The 17,736-nt window shown below is 72.7% G+C and carries 16 protein-coding genes; 11 read left to right on the forward strand and 5 right to left on the reverse strand.

The annotated features are described in order from the left end of the window. Nucleotides 1-4: 4 nt before the first annotated feature. Nucleotides 5-2,410 carry a methyl-accepting chemotaxis protein gene (locus QM792_RS10115; RefSeq protein ID WP_415149661.1) on the reverse strand — a complete coding sequence of 802 codons (2,406 nt, stop codon included), beginning with the start codon at nucleotides 2,408-2,410 and terminating at the stop codon, nucleotides 5-7. Nucleotides 2,411-2,553: 143 nt separating this feature from the next. Here QM792_RS10115 and ccmA point away from each other — a divergent pair, with 143 nt between their 5' ends. From ccmA to QM792_RS10165, 10 genes are all read left to right on the forward strand, one after another. Continuing rightward, nucleotides 2,554-3,204, forward strand: a complete 651-nt coding sequence (ccmA, locus tag QM792_RS10120; RefSeq protein WP_415149662.1) for a cytochrome c biogenesis heme-transporting ATPase CcmA — start codon at nucleotides 2,554-2,556, stop codon at nucleotides 3,202-3,204. Next, nucleotides 3,201-3,869, forward strand: a complete 669-nt coding sequence (gene ccmB / locus QM792_RS10125; protein WP_415149663.1) for a heme exporter protein CcmB — start codon at nucleotides 3,201-3,203, stop codon at nucleotides 3,867-3,869. Before ccmA ends, ccmB begins: the two co-directional genes overlap by 4 nt. A gap of 7 nt (nucleotides 3,870-3,876) precedes the next feature. After that, a complete protein-coding gene (gene ccmC / locus QM792_RS10130; RefSeq protein WP_415149665.1) occupies nucleotides 3,877-4,632 on the forward strand; it encodes a heme ABC transporter permease CcmC in 756 nt (251 codons plus the stop codon). Further along, nucleotides 4,629-4,793: a heme exporter protein CcmD gene (gene ccmD / locus QM792_RS10135; RefSeq protein ID WP_415149667.1), complete on the forward strand. Its 165-nt coding sequence runs from the start codon at nucleotides 4,629-4,631 to the stop codon at nucleotides 4,791-4,793. Before ccmC ends, ccmD begins: the two co-directional genes overlap by 4 nt. Nucleotides 4,794-4,878: 85 nt before the next feature. Further along, nucleotides 4,879-5,340 (forward strand): cytochrome c maturation protein CcmE, encoded by a 462-nt coding sequence (ccmE, locus tag QM792_RS10140; RefSeq protein WP_415149669.1) that lies wholly within the window; start codon nucleotides 4,879-4,881, stop codon nucleotides 5,338-5,340. Continuing rightward, the gene (locus tag QM792_RS10145) at nucleotides 5,337-7,310 is read left to right on the forward strand and encodes a heme lyase CcmF/NrfE family subunit (RefSeq protein WP_415149671.1); all 1,974 of its coding nucleotides are present in this window, start codon (nucleotides 5,337-5,339) and stop codon (nucleotides 7,308-7,310) included. Before ccmE ends, QM792_RS10145 begins: the two co-directional genes overlap by 4 nt. Then, nucleotides 7,310-7,840, forward strand: a complete 531-nt coding sequence (locus QM792_RS10150) for a DsbE family thiol:disulfide interchange protein (protein ID WP_415149672.1) — start codon at nucleotides 7,310-7,312, stop codon at nucleotides 7,838-7,840. Before QM792_RS10145 ends, QM792_RS10150 begins: the two co-directional genes overlap by 1 nt. Continuing rightward, complete coding sequence (locus tag QM792_RS10155; protein ID WP_415149674.1) at nucleotides 7,833-8,294, forward strand: cytochrome c-type biogenesis protein CcmH; 462 nt, start codon at nucleotides 7,833-7,835, stop codon at nucleotides 8,292-8,294. Before QM792_RS10150 ends, QM792_RS10155 begins: the two co-directional genes overlap by 8 nt. A gap of 66 nt (nucleotides 8,295-8,360) precedes the next feature. Then, nucleotides 8,361-9,236, forward strand: a complete 876-nt coding sequence (locus tag QM792_RS10160) for a helix-turn-helix transcriptional regulator (RefSeq protein WP_415149676.1) — start codon at nucleotides 8,361-8,363, stop codon at nucleotides 9,234-9,236. Nucleotides 9,237-9,282: 46 nt separating this feature from the next. Continuing rightward, the gene (locus tag QM792_RS10165; RefSeq protein WP_415149678.1) at nucleotides 9,283-11,754 is read left to right on the forward strand and encodes a penicillin acylase family protein; all 2,472 of its coding nucleotides are present in this window, start codon (nucleotides 9,283-9,285) and stop codon (nucleotides 11,752-11,754) included. Nucleotides 11,755-11,761: 7 nt separating this feature from the next. Here the strand turns inward: QM792_RS10165 and QM792_RS10170 are convergent, their stop codons facing one another. The 3 genes from QM792_RS10170 to QM792_RS10180 all read right to left on the reverse strand — a co-directional run bounded on the left by QM792_RS10170 (nucleotide 11,762) and on the right by QM792_RS10180 (nucleotide 15,724). Further along, complete coding sequence (locus QM792_RS10170) at nucleotides 11,762-12,826, reverse strand: NAD(P)H-dependent flavin oxidoreductase (RefSeq protein WP_415149680.1); 1,065 nt, start codon at nucleotides 12,824-12,826, stop codon at nucleotides 11,762-11,764. A gap of 2 nt (nucleotides 12,827-12,828) precedes the next feature. Further along, nucleotides 12,829-14,163, reverse strand: coding sequence for a metallopeptidase TldD-related protein (locus QM792_RS10175; RefSeq protein ID WP_415149682.1), 1,335 nt, complete (start codon nucleotides 14,161-14,163; stop codon nucleotides 12,829-12,831). Between the two features lie 109 nt (nucleotides 14,164-14,272). Beyond that, nucleotides 14,273-15,724, reverse strand: coding sequence for a TldD/PmbA family protein (locus QM792_RS10180; protein WP_415149684.1), 1,452 nt, complete (start codon nucleotides 15,722-15,724; stop codon nucleotides 14,273-14,275). 104 nt (nucleotides 15,725-15,828) lie between these two features. Here QM792_RS10180 and QM792_RS10185 point away from each other — a divergent pair, with 104 nt between their 5' ends. Next, nucleotides 15,829-16,305 (forward strand): nuclear transport factor 2 family protein, encoded by a 477-nt coding sequence (locus QM792_RS10185; protein WP_415149686.1) that lies wholly within the window; start codon nucleotides 15,829-15,831, stop codon nucleotides 16,303-16,305. Between the two features lie 24 nt (nucleotides 16,306-16,329). Here the strand turns inward: QM792_RS10185 and QM792_RS10190 are convergent, their stop codons facing one another. Further along, a complete protein-coding gene (locus tag QM792_RS10190) occupies nucleotides 16,330-17,721 on the reverse strand; it encodes an L-serine ammonia-lyase (RefSeq protein ID WP_415149687.1) in 1,392 nt (463 codons plus the stop codon). Nucleotides 17,722-17,736: the final 15 nt, after the last annotated feature.

Raw genomic sequence — 17,736 nt, forward strand, 5'->3', positions numbered from 1 at the left:
GCCCTCAGGCCGCGGCCAGGCGCGTGGCGAGCACCGCGGGCTGCGCCGGCGCGGTGCGCGCGGCCGGCGCCGTCGCCGCCGCGGCCGGCTCGGCCACGCGGTAGACGCCGCAGCCCAGCACCAGCCGGTCGTCGAGGCGGCGCACGTACGAGGCCTTGGGCTGCACCTTGCCGGTCTCGGGGTTGAGGATGTCGTACTCGATCCAGCCCGCGCCGCGCTCGGTGCGTGCCCAGGCGTCGGCGACGAAGCGGTCGCCGTCGATGCCGGGGATGTCGTGCACGCGCTTGCCCTCGGTGGCCGGCTTGGCGGCGTGCAGCCGGTAGCTGCCGTTGCGGTCGACCGCGAAGACGTACAGGTCGCGGTCGACGAAGCCCTGGTCGCGCTCGCGCATCAGCCGGCTGGCCTCGTCCCAACCCTCGCGCTGCACCAGCGCGACGGCGCGCTCGACCAGGTCGCGCGCCTCGTCGGCGCTGCCCTGGCGCAGCCGGATCGAGCCCACCGCGCTGCTCAGCAGTTGCGCGCGCTGCACCAGCTCCTGCGCGGCGGCGGTCGATTCGTCGACCAGCGCGGCGTTCTGGCGCGTGATCTCGTCGAGGTTGCCGACGCTCTGGCTCATCTCGCGCAGCCCCTGGCTCTGCTGCGCGCTGGCCGCGGCGATGCCTCGCAGCCGGTCGGAGACGTCCTGCACGCCGCCGACCACGGCGTCCAGCGTCGCGCTGACGTTCTCGATGCGCGCCACCGAGGCGCCGACCTGCTGCGTCGATTCGCGGATCAGCTTGCGGATCTCGCCGGCCGCGGCGCTGCTGCGCTGCGCCAGGCTGCGCACCTCGGCGGCCACCACCGCGAAGCCGCGCCCGGCCTCGCCGGCGCGCGCCGCCTCGACCGCCGCGTTGAGCGCCAGGATGTTGGTCTGGAACGAGATGCCGTCGATCACGCCGATGATCTCGCCGACGCGCTTGGAGCTGTTCTCCAGCGCCGCCATCGAGCCGACGCTGGCGCGCATCGCCTCGCCGCCGGCCTCGGCCTGCACGCGCAGGCGGCCGGCCACGCCGTCCAGTTCCTTCGCGGCCTCGGCGTTGGAAGCCACCGCGGCGCTGAGCTGGCCGACCGTCGCCACCGTCTGGCGCAGGCTGGCCGCCTGCTCGTCGGTGCGCTGCGATAGCGCCTGGCCGCCGCCGGCCACCTGCTGGCCGGCGTTGCCGACGCGCACCGCGCTGCTGCGGATCTCGGCCACCATCGCCGAGAGCCGGGCGTTCATCGCCTCGAGCATGCCACCGACCTCGGCCAGCTCGTCGCGGCCGCGGATGTCGACGCGGTGCTCCAGGTTGCCCTCGGCGACCCGGCGCACGCCGGTGCTCAAGGCCTTGAAGGCGCCGACGAAGCTCAGGTGGAACGACAGCGCGAGGTAGGCCGTCAGCAGCAGGCCGGCGAGCGCGGCGCCCAGTTCGAGCGCCATCGCGCGCGTGGCGGCGGCGCTGCGCCGCGCCAGGCTGGCTTCCAGCGCGGCGATCACCTCGCGGTCCAGGCGCTGCAGCTCGCCCAGCGCCTGGCTGGCGCGCTCGAAGAAGCCGGCCGCGTCGGCGTCGATCACGTCGGCCTCGATCACGCCGCGCACCTGCCGGCCGAAGTCGTCCATCTGCGCCAGCGCGTCCTGCCAGCGCGCCGGCGGCGGCGTGCCGGCGCGCTCCAGCGCGGCGAAGCGCTGGCGCAGGTCGCCGACCTGGGTCGCCAGCACGTCCATGCGGCCGAGGATCTGCACGCGCTCGGTGTTGCTGGCGTCGCCGCGCAGGAGGATGGCGGCGCCCTGGCCGCGTGTCAGGCCGATGGTCTCGGCCAGCGGCACCACGCGCTCCAGCGCGATGTCGCGCAGGAAGAAGGCGTGCGCCTCGGGGTCGAGCACCAGGCCGGAGCGCTCGCCCACCAGCATCAGCATGCCGCGCAGGCTCTCGATGGCGGCGCCGTGCTCGGCGAAGGCCTCGCGGCGCTGCGTGGCATGGCGGCCCTCGGCGAGCGCGAGCACGGCCCCGCGGCGCTCGCGCCACGGCGAGGCGGCATCGAAGCTGCCCGTCGCGGCCACGCCGGCGTCCAGCGCGCGCAGCGCCTCGACCAGCGCGGCGCGCTGGCCGTCGCGGGTCGCGGCGGCGGTGCCGTCGCCGGACAGCGCGCGCTGCGTCAGGTCGCGCTGCGTCTGCAGCCGGCCGATCAGCTCGCCCAGCGGGCGCGCCAGCCGCACGCCTTCCAGCTCGGCGCCGATCCGGCCGCGCTCGGCCTGCGCGCCGCGGTAGGAGCCCGCCAGCAGCAGCACCAGCGGCACGAGCAGGAACAAGCCCATCACGGACATCTTGGTGGCGATGCGCCACTGGCGCATCAACCGGATGCCGGGGCCGAACAGCAGCTTGAACGCAATCATGAAGTGACAACCTCGCACGGCGCACCCGAGCCGGGTGCTTGCGGCGATATCGGCGGCGGCTGCCGGCGCTTAAGGATTCGCAAAGGCCGAGGCGGTGGTTTACGGTATGGTTCGACCCTGAACCCGATTTCAGCCCGTTTTCCGTGCATTCGTCCCGTCCCGCGCTCGCGGCCAGCCGTCTTGCCTGTCGCCGCGGCGACAGGCTGCTGTTTCGCGGGCTCGATTTCGAGCTGCCGCCGGGCGCCATCGTCTGGCTGCGCGGCCCCAACGGCAGCGGCAAGACCAGCCTGCTGCGCCTGCTCGCCGGGCTGTCGACGCCGGCCGAAGGGCAGATCACCTGGGGCGGCGTGCCGCTGGGCGATGCCGGCGCCGGCTGGTGCCGCTCGCTGTGCTACCTGGCGCATGCCAATGCGCTGAAGGACGATCTCTCGGTGCTCGAATCGCTGCAATTCATCGCCCGGCTGCACGGCCACCCCGGCGACGCGCCGGGCTGCGGCGAGGCGCTGCGGCGTGTCGGCCTGCACGGCCGCCGCCACGCCGCGGTGCGCACGCTGTCGCAGGGCCAGCGCCGCCGCGTCGCGCTGGCGCGGCTGCAGCTCGACGCGGCCGCGCCGGTGTGGATCCTCGACGAACCCTACGACGCGCTCGACGCCGAGGGCACGGCGATGCTCGACGCCGCCTTGTCGGCCCACGCCAAGCGCGGCGGCGCGGCGGTGCTGACCAGCCACATCGAGCTGACGCTCGCCGACCCGGCGCCGACCGTGCTGCAACTCGATGGCTACCGTGTGCAATGAGCTCTGTGTTCGCCACCATCGTCGCGCGGGACTTGCGGCTGGCGGCGCGGCGCCGTGTCGAGGCGCTGCTGCCGATCGCCTTCTTCCTGGTCGCGGTGAGCCTGTTCCCGCTGGGCGTCGGCCCGGAGCCGCAGACGCTGCGCCAGATCGCCCCCGGCGTGGTGTGGGTGTGCGCGCTGCTCGCGGCGATGCTGTCGCTGACGCAGCTCTACGCTGTCGACCATGCCGACGGCTCGCTCGAGCAGATGCTGCTGTCGGGCGAGTCGCGCTGGATGATCGCCGCGGCCAAGGCGCTGGCGCACTGGATCGTCACCGGCGCGCCGCTGGTGCTGGCCGCGCCGCTGTTCGGCCTGCTGTTCGACCTCTCGGCCACCGCCAACCTGACGCTGGCGCTGTCGCTGCTGCTGGGCACGCCCATCCTCAGCCTGCTCGGCGGCCTGGGCGCGGCGCTGACGCTGGGGCTGCGCAGCGGCGCGGTGCTGCTGATCCTGCTGATCCTGCCGCTGTGCATCCCGGCGCTGATCTTCGGCGCCGGTGCGGTGTCGGCCGCCGAGGCCGGCATCTCGACGCGCGGCCACTTTTCCCTGCTCGGCGCGCTGCTGATCGGCTCGGGGCTGCTCGCCCCCTGGGCCACCGGCGCGGCGCTGCGCATCGCCACGGAGTGACACCCCGATGCCAGGGCGCCTGACCCTCTTCACCTTCTCGTCACCGCCGCGCTTCTACTGGCTGACCGGCAGGCTGCTGCCCTGGCTGTGGATCGCGACGATCGCGCTGAGCGTCGCCGGCCTGTACATCGGCTTCTTCGTCGCGCCGACCGACGCGACGCAGGGCGAGTCGTACCGCGTGATCTTCATCCACGTGCCGGCGGCCTGGATGTCGATGCTGCTGTACCTGGCGATGGCCTTCTGGGCCGCCATCGGCTGGGCCTTCAACGCGCGGCTGGCCTCAATGGTGGCGCGCGCGATCGCGCCCACCGGCGCGATGTTCACCTTCCTGGCGCTGTGGACCGGCGCCTTCTGGGGCAAGCCGACCTGGGGCGCCTGGTGGGTGTGGGACGCGCGGCTGACCTCGGAACTCATCCTGCTGTTCCTGTATCTGGGGTTCCTGGCGCTGGTCAACGCGATCGACGACACCCGTCGCGCCGACCAAGCCGGGGCGCTGCTGGCGGTGGTCGGCGCGGTCAACGTGCCCATCATCTATTTCTCGGTGAAGTGGTGGAACACGCTGCACCAGGGCGCGACGATCAGCATGACCGCCGCGCCGAAGATGGCGCACACCATGCTGACCGCGATGCTGCTGATGACCTTCGCGTTCTGGGCCTACGCCTTCGCGGTGGTGTTCATGCGCGCGCGCGCCATCGTGGTCGAGCGCGAGCAGCACACGGAATGGGTGTCGGAGATGGTTCGCAAGCAAGGGGCGGCGGCATGAACTGGGGCAGCGCCGGCGAGTTCTTCGCGATGGGCGGCTACGGGCTCTACGTGTGGGGCTCGTACATCGCGTGCGTCGTGTTGATGATCGTCGAGCCGCTGCTGGCTCGCCACCGCCATGCGCAGGCGCGCCGCGCCGCGGCTCATCTGAACGAGGAGTAATGATGACAACCCCCAAGCTCACTTCGTTCGCTGCCCCCCGAGGGGGCGCAGCCCTCCCTTGGGACGGCCCGGCGGGAGGTCTGAGATGAAACCCCGCCACAAGCGCCTGGCCATCGCCGGGGGCGTCGTCGTCGCGGTCGGCGCGATCGCCGCGCTGGTGCTCAACGCGTTCCAGAGCAACCTGGTGTTCTTCTATTCGCCGACGCAGATCGCCGCCAAGGAGGCGCCGGCCAACCGCACCTTCCGCATCGGCGGGCTGGTGCAGGAAGGCAGCGTCAAGCGCGACGGCGTCAAGGTCAGCTTCGTCGTCACCGACACCGGCAGCACCGTGCCGGTGGTCTACGAGGGCATCCTTCCCGACCTGTTCAAGGAGGGCAAGGGCGTGGTCGCGCAGGGCCAGTTGCAGGGTGGCGTGTTCGTCGCCCGCGAGGTGCTCGCCAAGCACGACGAGAACTACATGCCGCCCGAGGCCGCCGAGGCGCTCAAGCACGGCGCGCAGGTCAACGAGCAGGTCGGCAAGTCGGTGGTGCAGGGGGCCGGACGATGATTCCCGAGATCGGCCACCTCGCGCTGTGGCTCGCGCTGGGCGTCGCCTTCGCGCTGGGCGTCGTGCCGCTGGCCGGCGCGCAGAAGGGCCGCGCCGACTGGATGGCGCTGGCGCGCCCGCTGACGGTCGCGCAGTTCGCGCTGATCGGCACCGGCTACCTGAGCCTGACCTGGGCCTTCGTCGCCAACGACTTCTCGGTGGGCTACGTGGCGACCAACTCCAACAGCGCGCTGCCGCTGCCCTACCGCATCGCCGCGGTGTGGGGCGGCCACGAGGGCTCGCTGCTGCTGTGGATGATGATGCTGTGCGCCTGGCAGCTCGCGGTGGCGCGCTTCAGCCGGCACCTGCCGCTGCCGGTGCTGGCGCGCATCCTCTCGGTGATGGGGCTGGTGGCGGTCGGCTTCCTGGCCTTCACGCTGTTCACCTCCAACCCCTTCGAGCGCCTGGTGCCGGGCGCGCTCGACGGCCGCGACCTGAACCCGCTGCTGCAGGACCCGGGCATGGTGTTCCACCCGCCGATGCTCTACATGGGCTACGTCGGCTTCTCGGTGGCCTTCGCCTTCGCGGTGGCGGCGCTGATCGGCGGCAACCTCGACACCACCTGGGCGCGCTGGACGCGCCCGTGGACCACGCTGGCCTGGATCTTCCTGACCATCGGCATCGCGCTGGGGAGCTGGTGGGCCTACTACGAGCTGGGCTGGGGCGGCTGGTGGTTCTGGGATCCGGTCGAGAACGCCTCCTTCATGCCCTGGCTGGTGGGCACGGCGCTGATCCATTCGCTGGCCGTCACCGAGAAGCGCGGCAGCTTCAAGAGCTGGACGGTGCTGCTGGCGATCCTGGCCTTCTCGCTGTCGCTGATGGGCACCTTCCTGGTCCGCTCGGGCGTGCTCAGTTCGGTGCACGCCTTCGCCACCGACCCGACGCGCGGCCTGTTCATCCTCGCCTTCCTGGTGGTGGTGATCGGCGCCTCGCTGGCGCTGTACGCCTGGCGCGCGCCGAGCGTGGGCCTGGGCGCGCGCTTCGCGCTGCTGTCGCGCGAGACCATGCTGCTGCTCAACAACGTGCTGCTGGTGGCCGCCACCGGCGCGGTGCTGCTGGGCACGCTGTACCCGCTGCTGCTGGATGCGCTGGGCCTGGGCAAGATCTCGGTCGGCCCGCCGTACTTCGACACCGTGTTCGTGCCGCTGATGGCGCCGCTGGTGTTCCTGATGGGCGTGGGCCCGCTGGCGCGCTGGAAGCAGGCCGAACTGCCCGACCTGTGGACGCGGCTGCGCTGGGCGTTGCTGGTGTCGGTGGCCGCGGCCATCGTGGTCGAGTGGGCGGGCGGCGAGATCGGATTGCTGTCGACACTCGGCCTGGCGCTGGCGTTCTGGATCGTCGCGAGCACGCTGACCGACCTGGCCGAGCGCGTGCGCGGCGGCAGCCTCGTCGCGCGGCTGCGGCTGATCCCGCGTGCGATGGCCGGCATGATGGTGGCGCACCTGGGCATCGCGGCCTTCATCATCGGCGTGACCATGGTGCGCGGCCACGAGGTCGAGCGCGACGTGAAGATGGCCCCGGGCGAGAGCACCACGGTCAACGGCTACACCTTCACCTTCCGCGGCGTCAGCGAGGTGCAGGGCCCCAACTACGTGGCCGGGCGCGGCAGCATCGAGGTCAGCCGCGACGGCCGGGTGCTGCGCGAGATGAACCCCGAGAAGCGCGTCTACCGCGTGCAGCAGAACCCGATGACCGAAGCCGCCATCGACACCGGCTTCACGCGCGACCTGTACGTCTCGCTCGGCGAGCCGGTGGAAGGCGCGAGCGGCGCGTGGATCGTGCGCGTGTACGTCAAGCCCTTCGTCGACTGGATCTGGGGCGGCTGCCTGCTGATGGCGCTGGGCGGCGCGCTCGCCGCCAGCGACCGCCGCTACCGCGCCAAGGTGCGCAGCGAACAGCCGGTGGCCGCGGCGCTGGGGGCGCGCGCCTGATGAGAGTCCTCAAGTTCCTGATTCCGCTGGCGCTGTTCCTGGTGCTGGCGGGTTTCCTCGCCGCCGGGCTCAAGCTCAACCCGCGCGAGGTGCCGTCGCCGCTGATCGGCAAGCCGGCGCCGGGCTTCGAGCTGGCGCTGCTCGATGCGCCCGAGCAGACGATCAAGCGCGACGAACTGCTCGGCAAGGTCTGGGTGCTCAATGTCTGGGCCTCGTGGTGCGCGCCCTGCCGCGAGGAGCATCCGCTGGTGGTCGGTCTGGCGCGCCGCAAGCTGGTGCCGATCTACGGCCTGAACTACAAGGACACACGCCCGGCCGCGCAGTCCTTCCTGAAGCAACTGGGCAACCCCTACGAGGCCTCGCTGGTGGACGCCGACGGTCGCGTCGGCATCGACTACGGCGTCTACGGCGTGCCCGAGACCTTCGTCATCGACAAGCAGGGCACGATCCGCTTCAAGCAGATCGGCCCGCTGACGCCCGACGCGATCGAGAAGAAGATCGTGCCTCTGCTGAAGGAACTGAATGGCTAGCGTCACGACCCTGCTGCGCCGCGCGCTGCTGGCGCTGGCCCTTTTGCTGCCGCTGGCGGCAACGGCCAAGGAGGCCGCGCCGGCTTCCGACGATCCGGTGCTGGAGGCCAGGGTGATGCGCATCGCCGCCGAGCTGCGCTGCCTGGTGTGCCAGAACCAGACCATCGCCGACTCGCACGCCGACCTCGCGCAAGACCTGCGCAACCAGGTGCGCGAGATGCTGAAGCAGGGCAAGAGCGAGGCCGAGATCCTGGCCTACATGACGCAGCGCTACGGCGACTTCGTGCTCTACCGCCCGCCCGTCAAATCGACCACGACGCTGCTGTGGTTCGGCCCGGCCGTGCTGCTGCTCGGCGGCGTGGCGGTGCTGTTCGTCGTGCTGCGGCGCCGCAGCCGCCTGCCGGACGAGCGCTTCGAACCCGACGTCCCCGACGAGGACGTCGCGGTGCGCTGACCGGCCCCTGCGCCGATTGCCCCGATTGCCGCCCCGCGGCGGCTCGGCTACAAGCGGGAGATGCCGGTGCCCGAGTCGTCCCGCCCCCGATCGCACCTCTACCTCGGCGCGTCGCAGTTCCTCTTCACCACCGAGGCGCTGCGTTCCGGCCAGACCTCGCGTGCCGCGGCGACGCTGCTGATCTCGGCCAGCGGCCGGTCGTTCGAGCTGCAGGCGGCCGGCGGCGAGCGGGTGCGCTGCGCCGCGGCCTTCATCCCGCCGCACGTCAGCCGCGGCCTGTACGCCGAGGACTGCGGCGGCCTGGTGTCGCTGAACTTCGACCCCGGCTCGCCCGAGCAGCTCGGACTGCTGCACGTGCACGGCCGCGCCGCGATCCGGCCGCTCGGGCTGCGCGGGCTGGGCGCGCTGCTCGAGCCGATCGAAGGCGCGATGAGCGGCGAGCTGCCGGCCGAGGCCATGCCGGCCGGCGCGCGGCGTCTGGTGCACGCGCTGTGCGGCCTGGCCGATGCGCGCGCGGTGGCGCCCGACGCGCGCGTCGTCCACGTGGCCGGCCGGCTGCGAGGCGGCGCGGCGGCGCCGCTCGATGACCTGGCGCGCGAGGTGCGCCTGTCGGGCACGCGGCTGCGCCACCTGTTCCACGAGCAGTGCGGCGTGTCGATCCGCACCTACGCGCTGTGGGCCAAATTGCGCCGCGGCTCGGTGGGCATGGCGCACTCGCAGCACCTGACCGAAGTGGCCGCCGAGGCCGGCTTCGCCGACCTCGCGCACATGAGCCGCACCTTCCGCTCGATGTTCGGGCTGCTGCCTTCGTACCTGGTCGACCGGCAGCGCGTCGACCTGCGCGCCGACGGCGGCGCCGAGCGCGCCTGGCGCGGTGCCGGGGTTTGTCCGGATACGGCCGCGGCCGCTGTGTTCAAGACTGGTGCACGGGGCAGCGCCTAGCATCGCGGGATGCCCCGACAGTGGGCCTGACGAGGAGACAAACACGATGACGAGCAAGCGCATGACGGCGCGCCGCCTGGGTGCGGCGTGGGGAATCGGGGCGGCGTTGATCGCCGGCTGCGGCGGTGGCGGATCGCACCACGACGCGAAATACGATGTCGAGATCCGGCGCACCGCGATGGGCGTGCCGCACATCAAGGCGGCCGACTATGCCGGCGTCGGCTACGGCATGGGCTACGCGCAGGCCGAGGACGCGCTGTGCACCATCGCCGACGCGATGCTCACCTACCGCGGCGAGCGCTCGCGCTGGTTCGGGCCCGACGAACGGGTCACCGACGCCAGCACCATCGGCCGGCCGCTCAACATCGACAGCGACTTCTTCCACCGCCACGTGCTCTCGGCCGACGCGATGAGCGCCTTCCGTGCCGCGCAGCCCGCCGAGGTGCAAAGCCTGATGAGCGGCTACGCCGACGGCTACAACCGCTACCTGCGCGACCTGCGCGCCAATGCGAGCGCCACGGCGCACGCCGCCTGCCGCGGCGCCGAGTGGGTGGCGAGCATCAGCACCGACGACCTGTACCGCCGCGCCTACGCCACCAACTTCGCGGCCGGGCACGCCAACTTCCTGGCCGAGATCGCCAACGCGCAACCGCCCGCGGCGATGGCCGCGCCGGCCGCGCAGTCCGGCGCCGCGCTGCCGCGGCGCGAGATCGCCGCGGCCTTCGCCGCGCGCGACCTGAACGTCGGCGGCAGCACCGGCGTCGGCAGCAACATGTACGGCCTGGGCAAGGATGCCACCGGCGGCGCCTCGATGCTGTTCGGCAACCCGCACTGGTACTGGCGCGGACCCGACCGCTTCTACCAGGCGCACTTGACGATCCCGAACACGCTGAACGTCAGCGGCGCGTCCTTCCTGGGCATGCCGGTGATCCTGATCGGCTACAACAACGACGTGGCCTGGAGCCACACCGTCTCGACGGCGCGGCGCTTCGGCTTCTTCCAGCTCACGCTCGCGCCGGGCAACCCGACCTCCTACGTGAAGGACGGCGCCACCGTGGCGATGACCGCGGCGCCGATCAGCGTGCAGAGCAAGGGCGCCGACGGCGGCATCACGACCGTGACGCGCACGCTCTACCGCACGCCCGACGGCCCGCTCGTCAACCTCTCCGCGCTGCACCCGGCGCTGGCCTGGAGCGGCGCCAGCGCCTACGTGATCCGCGACATCAACGCGACGAACTACCGCACCTTCAAGAACTGGATGCGCTGGGCGCGCGCGAGCTCGCTCGACGAGTTCGCCACCATCCAGCGCGAGGAGTCGGCCATTCCCTGGGTCAACACCGTCGCGGTGGCGCGCGGCAGCACCCAGGCCTGGTATGCCGACATCGGCGCGATGCCCAACGTCACGCCGCAGCAGGTGGCCGACTGCACCACGCCGATCGGCATGGCCATCGGCGCCGCGCTGCCGAACACGCCGTTCTTCGACGGCTCGCGCAGCGCCTGCGACTGGGTCAGCGACGCCGACTCGAAGCAGCCCGGCGCCATCGGCCCGGCGCGCATGCCCAGCCTGCTGCGCGGCGACTACGTCGCCAACATGAACGACAGCTACTGGCTCAGCAACCCCGCGCAGCCGCTGACTGGCTACCCGGCCCTGATCGGCACGCCCGGCACGCAATCGCTGCGCACGCGGCTCGGCCACACGCTGGTGGCGCAACGCCTGGACGGCAGCGACGGCTACGGCGGCAAGCTGTTCAGCGTCGACATCCTCAAGCAGCTCGTGCTGAACAGCCGCAACCTCGGCGCCGAGCTGTTCAAGGAACAGGCGCTGCCGCTGGTGTGCGCCGACGCGAGCATCGCGGTGACGGCCGACTCGCGCACCGGCGAGGCCTTCAACCCGGCCCGCACGGTCGACGTCGGCGCGGCCTGCGCCGCGCTGGCCGCCTGGGACAACACCGGCAACGCCGACGCCCGCGGCGCGCACCTGTGGGACGAGTTCTGGACCCGTGCCTCGCGCATCCCGGCCGCCAGCCTGTATGCCGTGCCCTTCGACGCGGCCGACCCCATCCACACGCCGCGCGACCTGAAGAGCAGCGCCGCCGCGCAGTTGCAGCAGGCCTTCGGCGCCGCGGTGATGCGCGTGCAGGAAAGCGGCTTCGCGGTCGACGCGCCGCGCGGCGACTACCTCTTCGCCACGCGCAGCGGCACGCGCATCCCGCTGTTCGGCGGCTGCGGCGGCTCCGGCTACTTCACCGTGGCCTGCTCCGAGCGCCGCATCGAGCAGGGCGGCTACTCGATGGACGGCGACCCGAACGCGAACAGCTACATGCAGATCGTCAACTTCGCCGGCGCCACGGTGGAGGCGCACACCTTCGTGACCTTCTCGCTGTCGGACGACCCGGCCTCGCCGCACAACGCCGACTACACGCGGCGCTACTCGGCCAAGCAGTGGGTGCGCATGCCGTTCACCGACGCCGAGATCGCCGCCGACCCGGACCTGAAGACGCAGAAGCTGCGCGAGTAAGCGTGGCCTACAGCCGTGCCGCCAGCGAGCGTGTCAGCTCGCCGGCCGGCACGGCGCGGCAGCCGTTGGCGTTCTGGCCGGCCCACAGCGGCGAGAAGTCGCCGCTGCCCCGGCGCTCGGCCCACTGGCGCAGCGGCGCGATCGCCGCGGTGGCGAGCGGAAAAGCCGGCACGGCCGGGTTCAGCGGCGAGAGTTCCCGCATCACGCGGTTGACGATGCCGCGCGCCGGCCGGCCGGTGAACAGCGTGGTCAGCGCGGTGTGGCGCACGGCCTCGCTGGCCAGCGCGGCGCGGTGGATGGCCGTGGTGGTGGCTTCCGGGCACAGCAGGTAGGCGGTGCCGAGCTGCACCGCGGCGGCGCCCAGCGCCAGCGCGGCGGCCACGCCCTCGGCATCGGCGATGCCGCCGGCGGCGATCACCGGAAGCTTCAAGGCGCTCACCAGTTGCGGCAGCAGCGCCAGCGTGCCCATCTGGCGCGTCAATGCGCTGGCCGGATCGGTGTCGAGGAAATGGCCGCGGTGGCCGCCGGCTTCCAGCCCCTGAGCGATCACCGCGTCGACGCCCTGGGCCTGCAGCCACAGCCCTTCGTCGACGGTGGTCGCGCAGCCGAGCACGAAGGCGCCGAGGCGCTTGACTTGCGCCAGCAGCTCGGGCGCCGGCAGCCCGAAATGGAAGCTGAGCACCGGCGGCGCGAAGGGCTCGATGGCGGCGAGCGCATCGGCGCTGAAGGGCATGCGGCCGGCGCCGGGCGGGAGGGTGGCGGGGTCGATGCCGGCCTCGGCATAGAAGGGCGCGAGCACGCCGCGCCAGGCGGCCTCGCGCGCCGCGTCCGGCTGCGGCGGCACGTGGCAGAAGAAGTTGAGGTTGAACGGCCGCTGCGTGGCCGCGCGCAGCGCCTTCAGCTCGCCGCCGAGCTGCTCCAGCGTCAGCATCGCCGCCGGCAGCGCGCCCAGGCCGCCGGCCTCGCTGACGGCCACGGCGAGGCGGTGATCCTGCACGCCGGCCATCGGCGCCTGGAACACCGGCAGCGTGATGCCCAGGCGTTGCAGCAGCGCGCCGCTGCGTGGGTTCATCGTCACAGCGTCAGCCTCCAGCCGTCGATCAGGGCGCCGGGCGTGCGCATCGAGGCGAGGCGGCGCTCGCCGTAGGTCTCGCCGTCGGCGATCAGCTCGGCGCGGTCGGACAGGCCGACCAGGCCCTCGCCGAACATGCGCAGGAAAGAATCGTCGAAGCGCATCACGCCCACCGGCGCCACCGGCTCGCCGCCGTCCACCCACAGGCAGGCGAAGCGTGTCATGCCGGTCATGCGGCAGGCCTGGCGGTCGGAGTAGTTCAGGTACCAGAGGTTGCTGACCCACAGCCCGGTGCCCAGCGCTTGCATCGCCTGCGCCTCGGGCAGCGTGCCCGGCGCGAGCGAGAGCGACTCCGGCATCTCCTCGGCGTTCGCGCCGTTCGCCTCCACGCCGTACTCGCGCGCCGTGCGCGCATTGGCCAGCGTGCCGCTGGCCAGGCCGCGTTCGACCAGGCCGACACGCGCCGGCCGCGCGAAGCCCTCGGCGGTGAAACCCGGCGCGCTGCCCTGCGCGGTGTGCTCGGCGAGTTCGAACAGCGGGCTGAGCACCGCATCGCGCCGCGCCAGGCGCATCAGCGTCGAGGTGCCGGTGCGCCGAGCCTTCAGCCCGAAGCCGCCCCAGCCCAGCGTGGACAGCAGCTCGGCCATCGCCGCCGGGGCCAGCCAGGCGCGGTACTCGCCGGGCGCCAGCGCGCGCGGCGGCCGCGCGAGCAGCGCGAGCTGCCGCGCGCCCTCGGCGACGCGGCGCGCGAACTCGTCGTCGCGCCACTGCGATCCGGCGTAGGACGCCTTCACCGCCTTGTCGGCCTCGTGGTACAGGCACCACTCGGTGTGGAAGCTCTCGACGTGGTGCCAGTGGCGCGTGCCGCGGCTGTCGGCGAAGGCGTGCAGCACCGGGCCGGCGGCGTGGAAGCCGACGAAGTCGAGCCCGCGCGCCGCCTCGCCGACGCAGCGCACCACCTGCGCCGGCGCGGGCAGTTCGCCGCGCTCGTGGCGCTCGCTGTGCAAGGCCGTCTCGGGCAGCAGCAGCCAGGGGTCTTCGGCGACGTCGGGCAGCAGCGCGCGCAGCGCATCGAGCTCGGTGCGCAGCGCGGCCACATCGGCGTCGAGCCGGCCGCCCAGCGTGATGCGGCCCTCGGCGCGGCGCCGGCCCTGCGTCAGCGCCACCGTGGCAAAAGCCTGCTCGACCTGCGTCGCCTGCCGCACCGCGCCGTGGTTGAAGCGGATGAAGTCGGAGGCTTCGGCCTTCAGCAGCAGCGAGCTGCGTTCGCCGGGCTTCGCCTCGGTGCAGGCGGCGTCGGCGAGAGCATCGAAGTACGCGCGTTCCAATGTCTTCATGTCCGCCCCTCGTCCGGCGTGTACGCCGGCCGATCCCCCAAGGGGATGCGGGCCGGCCCTTCGACGCGGCTCAGGACAGGCTTGGGAGCGGCCCGGCGCGCGGCCCGCCTCATGCGCCCACCACCGCCACACCCTCGAACGCACACGCCGGCGAGGCGTGCCCGACGCGGATCACCTGCGAGGGCTCGCCCTTGCCGCAATACGGCGTGCCCATCACCTCGTAGGTGCTGGGGTCGCCCACCGCCTTCAGCGAGCGCCAGAAGGTCGCGCTGACGCCGCGGTAGCCGGGGTCGCGCACCACCTCGGCGAGCCGGCCGCCGCGGATCATGCGGCCCCACTCGCAGCCGAACTGGAACTTGTTGCGCGAGTCGTCGATGCTCCACGAGACGTTGGTGCGCATCATCACGCCCAGCTCGATGCCGGCGATCATCTCGTCCAGCGTCGAGCGGCCGGGCTCGATGTTCAGGTTGCTCATGCGGTCGATCGGCGCGCGGTTCCAGCTCGCCGAGCGTGTCGTCGCCACGCCTTGCAGGTCGGGCCGCAGCCGCCGCGCGCGCGAGAGCGACACCGCGCCGCCGAGCGGCCGCTTCAGGATGCCGCGTTCGATCAGCAGCGTGCGCTGCGCCGGCTGGCCCTCGTCGTCGAAGGCGAAGCTGGCGAGCTGCTCGGCGCGTGTCGGGTCGTAGCTGACGTCGAGCAGTTCGCTGCCGTAGGCGTAGTGGCCGAACATGTCCAGCGTGACGAAGCTGGTGCCGGCGAAGTTGCGCTCGTCGCCGAGGATGCGGTCGAGCTCGATCGGGTGGCCGATCGACTCGTGGATCTGCAGCATCATCTGGTCGGGCATCAGCAGCACGTCCATGGTGCCGCCGGGGCAGGGCGGCGCCAGCGCCAGCTCGATCGCCTCGGCGGCGACGCGCGCGCCCTCGGCGGCGAAGCGGGCGCGCTCCAGCACCTCCAGCCCGCCTTGCTGGCAGAAGCCGTTGTACTGGCCGGCCGAGGAGCGCGTCTGCGTCACGCCGTCGACGTGCGCGCTGGCCTGCACGTGCGGCATGGTCACGTGCCAGTGCTGCTCGGTGCGCCCGCCCTCGCTGGTCAGCAGCAGTTGCGACACCTCCACCGCCATCAGCGTGGCCTCCCAGGCGACGATGCGGTCGTCCGGGTGCGCCGAGGCGCACACCGCGCGCAGCGCGTCGAGCCGCTCGCGCAGCGGCGCGCCGCGCACCGGGCGGCTCACCGCGCCGTCGTAGCGGCCGCGCGCGTCGGCGGCGGGCAGGTCTTCGGGCACGAACACCATGCGGCCGGCCACCGCGTCGGCCATGCCGGCGGCGCGCGCGAAGGCGTCGGCCAGGCCGGCTTCGCTCAGGTCGGCGCTGGCGGCGTGGCCGAGGCCGCCGTTGCGCGTGACGCTGACCATCACGCCGGCGTCGCGGCTGCGCTGCGGCGCCTCGGCGACGTCCTGCCGCACGGCGAGCGTCTCGCTGATCTCGTCGACGGCACGCAGCGACCAGCGTGCGTCGCCGGGGGCGACGCGCGCGGCCAGGGTTTCGAGGTGATCGAGCATCGGAGGGCAGGTGGCGGTCGTGGATGCGAGGCAGTTTAGCGGCGCGCCCACGCGCCGTACCCCCCAAGCTTCCAGGCACCGGCGCCGAGTGGGACACTGCGCGCATGAACACCACCGCCCACCCGAACGCCCGGCTCATCGCCCGCTTCTACGAGGCCTTCGCGCGCCGCGACGGCGCCGCGATGGCGGCCTGCTACCACCCCGAGGTGCACTTCAGCGACGAGGTGTTCGACCTGCGCGGCGCCGACGCCGGGCTGATGTGGCGCATGCTGACCAGCACCGGCAAGGACCTGTCGGTCGAGGCCAGCGCCATCGAGGCCGACGAGCGCGGCGGCCGTGCCCACTGGGACGCGCGCTACACCTTCGGCGCCACCGGGCGGCCGGTGCTCAACCGCATCGACGCCTGCTTCGAATTCCGCGACGGGCTGATCGTGCGCCACGTCGACCGCTTCGACTTCTGGGCCTGGTCGCGCCAGGCGCTGGGATTGCCGGGCTGGCTGCTGGGCTGGTCGGGCTACCTGCGCGCCAAGGTGCGCGCCAGGGCGGCGGCGGGGCTGGCGGCGTTCAAGGCCAAGGCCTGATGCCTCTTGCGCGGCCCGGGCGCGTCAGCATTCCACGATGTTCACCGCCAGCCCGCCGCGCGCCGTTTCCTTGTACTTGCTCATCATGTCGGCGCCGGTCTCGCGCATGGTCTTGATCACCTTGTCGAGGCTGACGTGGTGGGTGCCGTCGCCGCGCAGCGCCATGCGCGCCGCGTTGACCGCCTTCACCGAGGCGATCGCGTTGCGTTCGATGCAGGGGATCTGCACCAGCCCGCCGACGGGATCGCAGGTCAGGCCCAGGTGGTGCTCCATGCCGATCTCGGCGGCGTTCTCCACCTGCGCCGGCGTGCCGCCCAGCACCGCGCACAAGGCGCCGGCGGCCATCGAGCAGGCCACGCCGACCTCGCCCTGGCAGCCGACCTCGGCGCCGCTGATGCTGGCGTTCTCCTTGTAGAGGATGCCGATCGCCGCGGCGGTGAGCAGGAAGTCGATCACGCCGCGCTCGGTCGAGCCGGGAACGAAGCGTGCGTAGTAGTGCAGCACCGCCGGCACGATGCCGGCCGCGCCGTTGGTGGGCGCGGTGACGACGCGGCCGCCGGCGGCGTTCTCCTCGTTGACCGCCAGCGCGTAGAGGTTCACCCAGTCGAGCACCTGCAAGGGGTCGCGCAGCGCGGCTTCGGGGTTGGCGCACAACTGGCGGTACAGGCCGGGCGCGCGCCGCCGCACCTTGAAGCCGCCGGGCAGCGTGCCGTCGTTCTCGCAGCCGCGCTTCACGCAGGCCTGCATCACGCCCCAGATGCTCAGCAGCCCGGCGTCGATCTCGGCGTCGCCGCGCCAGTGGCGTTCGTTGCGGCGCATCAGCTCGGCGATGCCGCAGCGCTCGCGTTCGGCCAGCGCCAGCAGTTCGGCGCCGCTGTGGAAGGGGTGGGGCAGCACCGTGGTGTCGGGTGCCACCACCTTCTGCCGCGTGCCGTCGGCCGCCACCTCGTCGCTGACGACGAAACCGCCGCCCACCGAGTAGTAGCTGCGCTCGGCCAGCAGCGCGCCCGCCGCGTCGAAGGCCGCGAAGCGCATGCCGTTGGCGTGGAAGGGCAGTGATTCGCGGCGGTGGAAGACGAGATCGGCCTTCTCGTCGAAGGCGATGGGCTGCGCGCCGAGCAGCGTCAATGACCTGGCCGTGCGCGCCGCCTGCAGCAGCGCGGGAATCGCCTCGACGTCCACCGTGTCCGGCTCGTGGCCCATCAACCCGAGCAGCACCGCCTTGTCGCTGCCGTGGCCCTTTCCGGTGGCGCCGAGCGAGCCGTACAGGTGCGACGCGACGCGCGCCGCGGCGGCGAGCTGGCCCTCGGCCTGCAGGCGCAGCGCGAACAGCCGCGCCGCGCGCATCGGCCCGACGGTGTGCGAGCTCGACGGCCCGATGCCGATCTTGAACAGGTCGAAGACCGACACCGCCATGGGCCGCTCCGTCGC

The sequence above is a fragment of the Piscinibacter sp. genome (genome assembly GCF_047600445.1).
GTDB lineage: Bacteria > Pseudomonadota > Gammaproteobacteria > Burkholderiales > Burkholderiaceae_C > Piscinibacter.

Excerpts from the sequence above, each read along its gene's own strand:
- QM792_RS10115 (WP_415149661.1), bottom strand. The coding sequence starts at position 2,410 with ATGATTGCGTTCAAGCTGCTGTTCGGCCCCGGCATCCGGTTGATGCGC.
- ccmB (WP_415149663.1), top strand. The coding sequence starts at position 3,201 with ATGAGCTCTGTGTTCGCCACCATCGTCGCGCGGGACTTGCGGCTGGCG.
- ccmC (WP_415149665.1), top strand. The coding sequence starts at position 3,877 with ATGCCAGGGCGCCTGACCCTCTTCACCTTCTCGTCACCGCCGCGCTTC.
- ccmD (WP_415149667.1), top strand. The coding sequence starts at position 4,629 with ATGAACTGGGGCAGCGCCGGCGAGTTCTTCGCGATGGGCGGCTACGGG.
- ccmE (WP_415149669.1), top strand. The coding sequence starts at position 4,879 with ATGAAACCCCGCCACAAGCGCCTGGCCATCGCCGGGGGCGTCGTCGTC.
- QM792_RS10145 (WP_415149671.1), top strand. The coding sequence starts at position 5,337 with ATGATTCCCGAGATCGGCCACCTCGCGCTGTGGCTCGCGCTGGGCGTC.
- QM792_RS10150 (WP_415149672.1), top strand. The coding sequence starts at position 7,310 with ATGAGAGTCCTCAAGTTCCTGATTCCGCTGGCGCTGTTCCTGGTGCTG.
- QM792_RS10155 (WP_415149674.1), top strand. The coding sequence starts at position 7,833 with ATGGCTAGCGTCACGACCCTGCTGCGCCGCGCGCTGCTGGCGCTGGCC.
- QM792_RS10165 (WP_415149678.1), top strand. The coding sequence starts at position 9,283 with ATGACGAGCAAGCGCATGACGGCGCGCCGCCTGGGTGCGGCGTGGGGA.
- QM792_RS10170 (WP_415149680.1), bottom strand. The coding sequence starts at position 12,826 with ATGAACCCACGCAGCGGCGCGCTGCTGCAACGCCTGGGCATCACGCTG.
- QM792_RS10175 (WP_415149682.1), bottom strand. The coding sequence starts at position 14,163 with ATGAAGACATTGGAACGCGCGTACTTCGATGCTCTCGCCGACGCCGCC.
- QM792_RS10180 (WP_415149684.1), bottom strand. The coding sequence starts at position 15,724 with ATGCTCGATCACCTCGAAACCCTGGCCGCGCGCGTCGCCCCCGGCGAC.
- QM792_RS10185 (WP_415149686.1), top strand. The coding sequence starts at position 15,829 with ATGAACACCACCGCCCACCCGAACGCCCGGCTCATCGCCCGCTTCTAC.
- QM792_RS10190 (WP_415149687.1), bottom strand. The coding sequence starts at position 17,721 with ATGGCGGTGTCGGTCTTCGACCTGTTCAAGATCGGCATCGGGCCGTCG.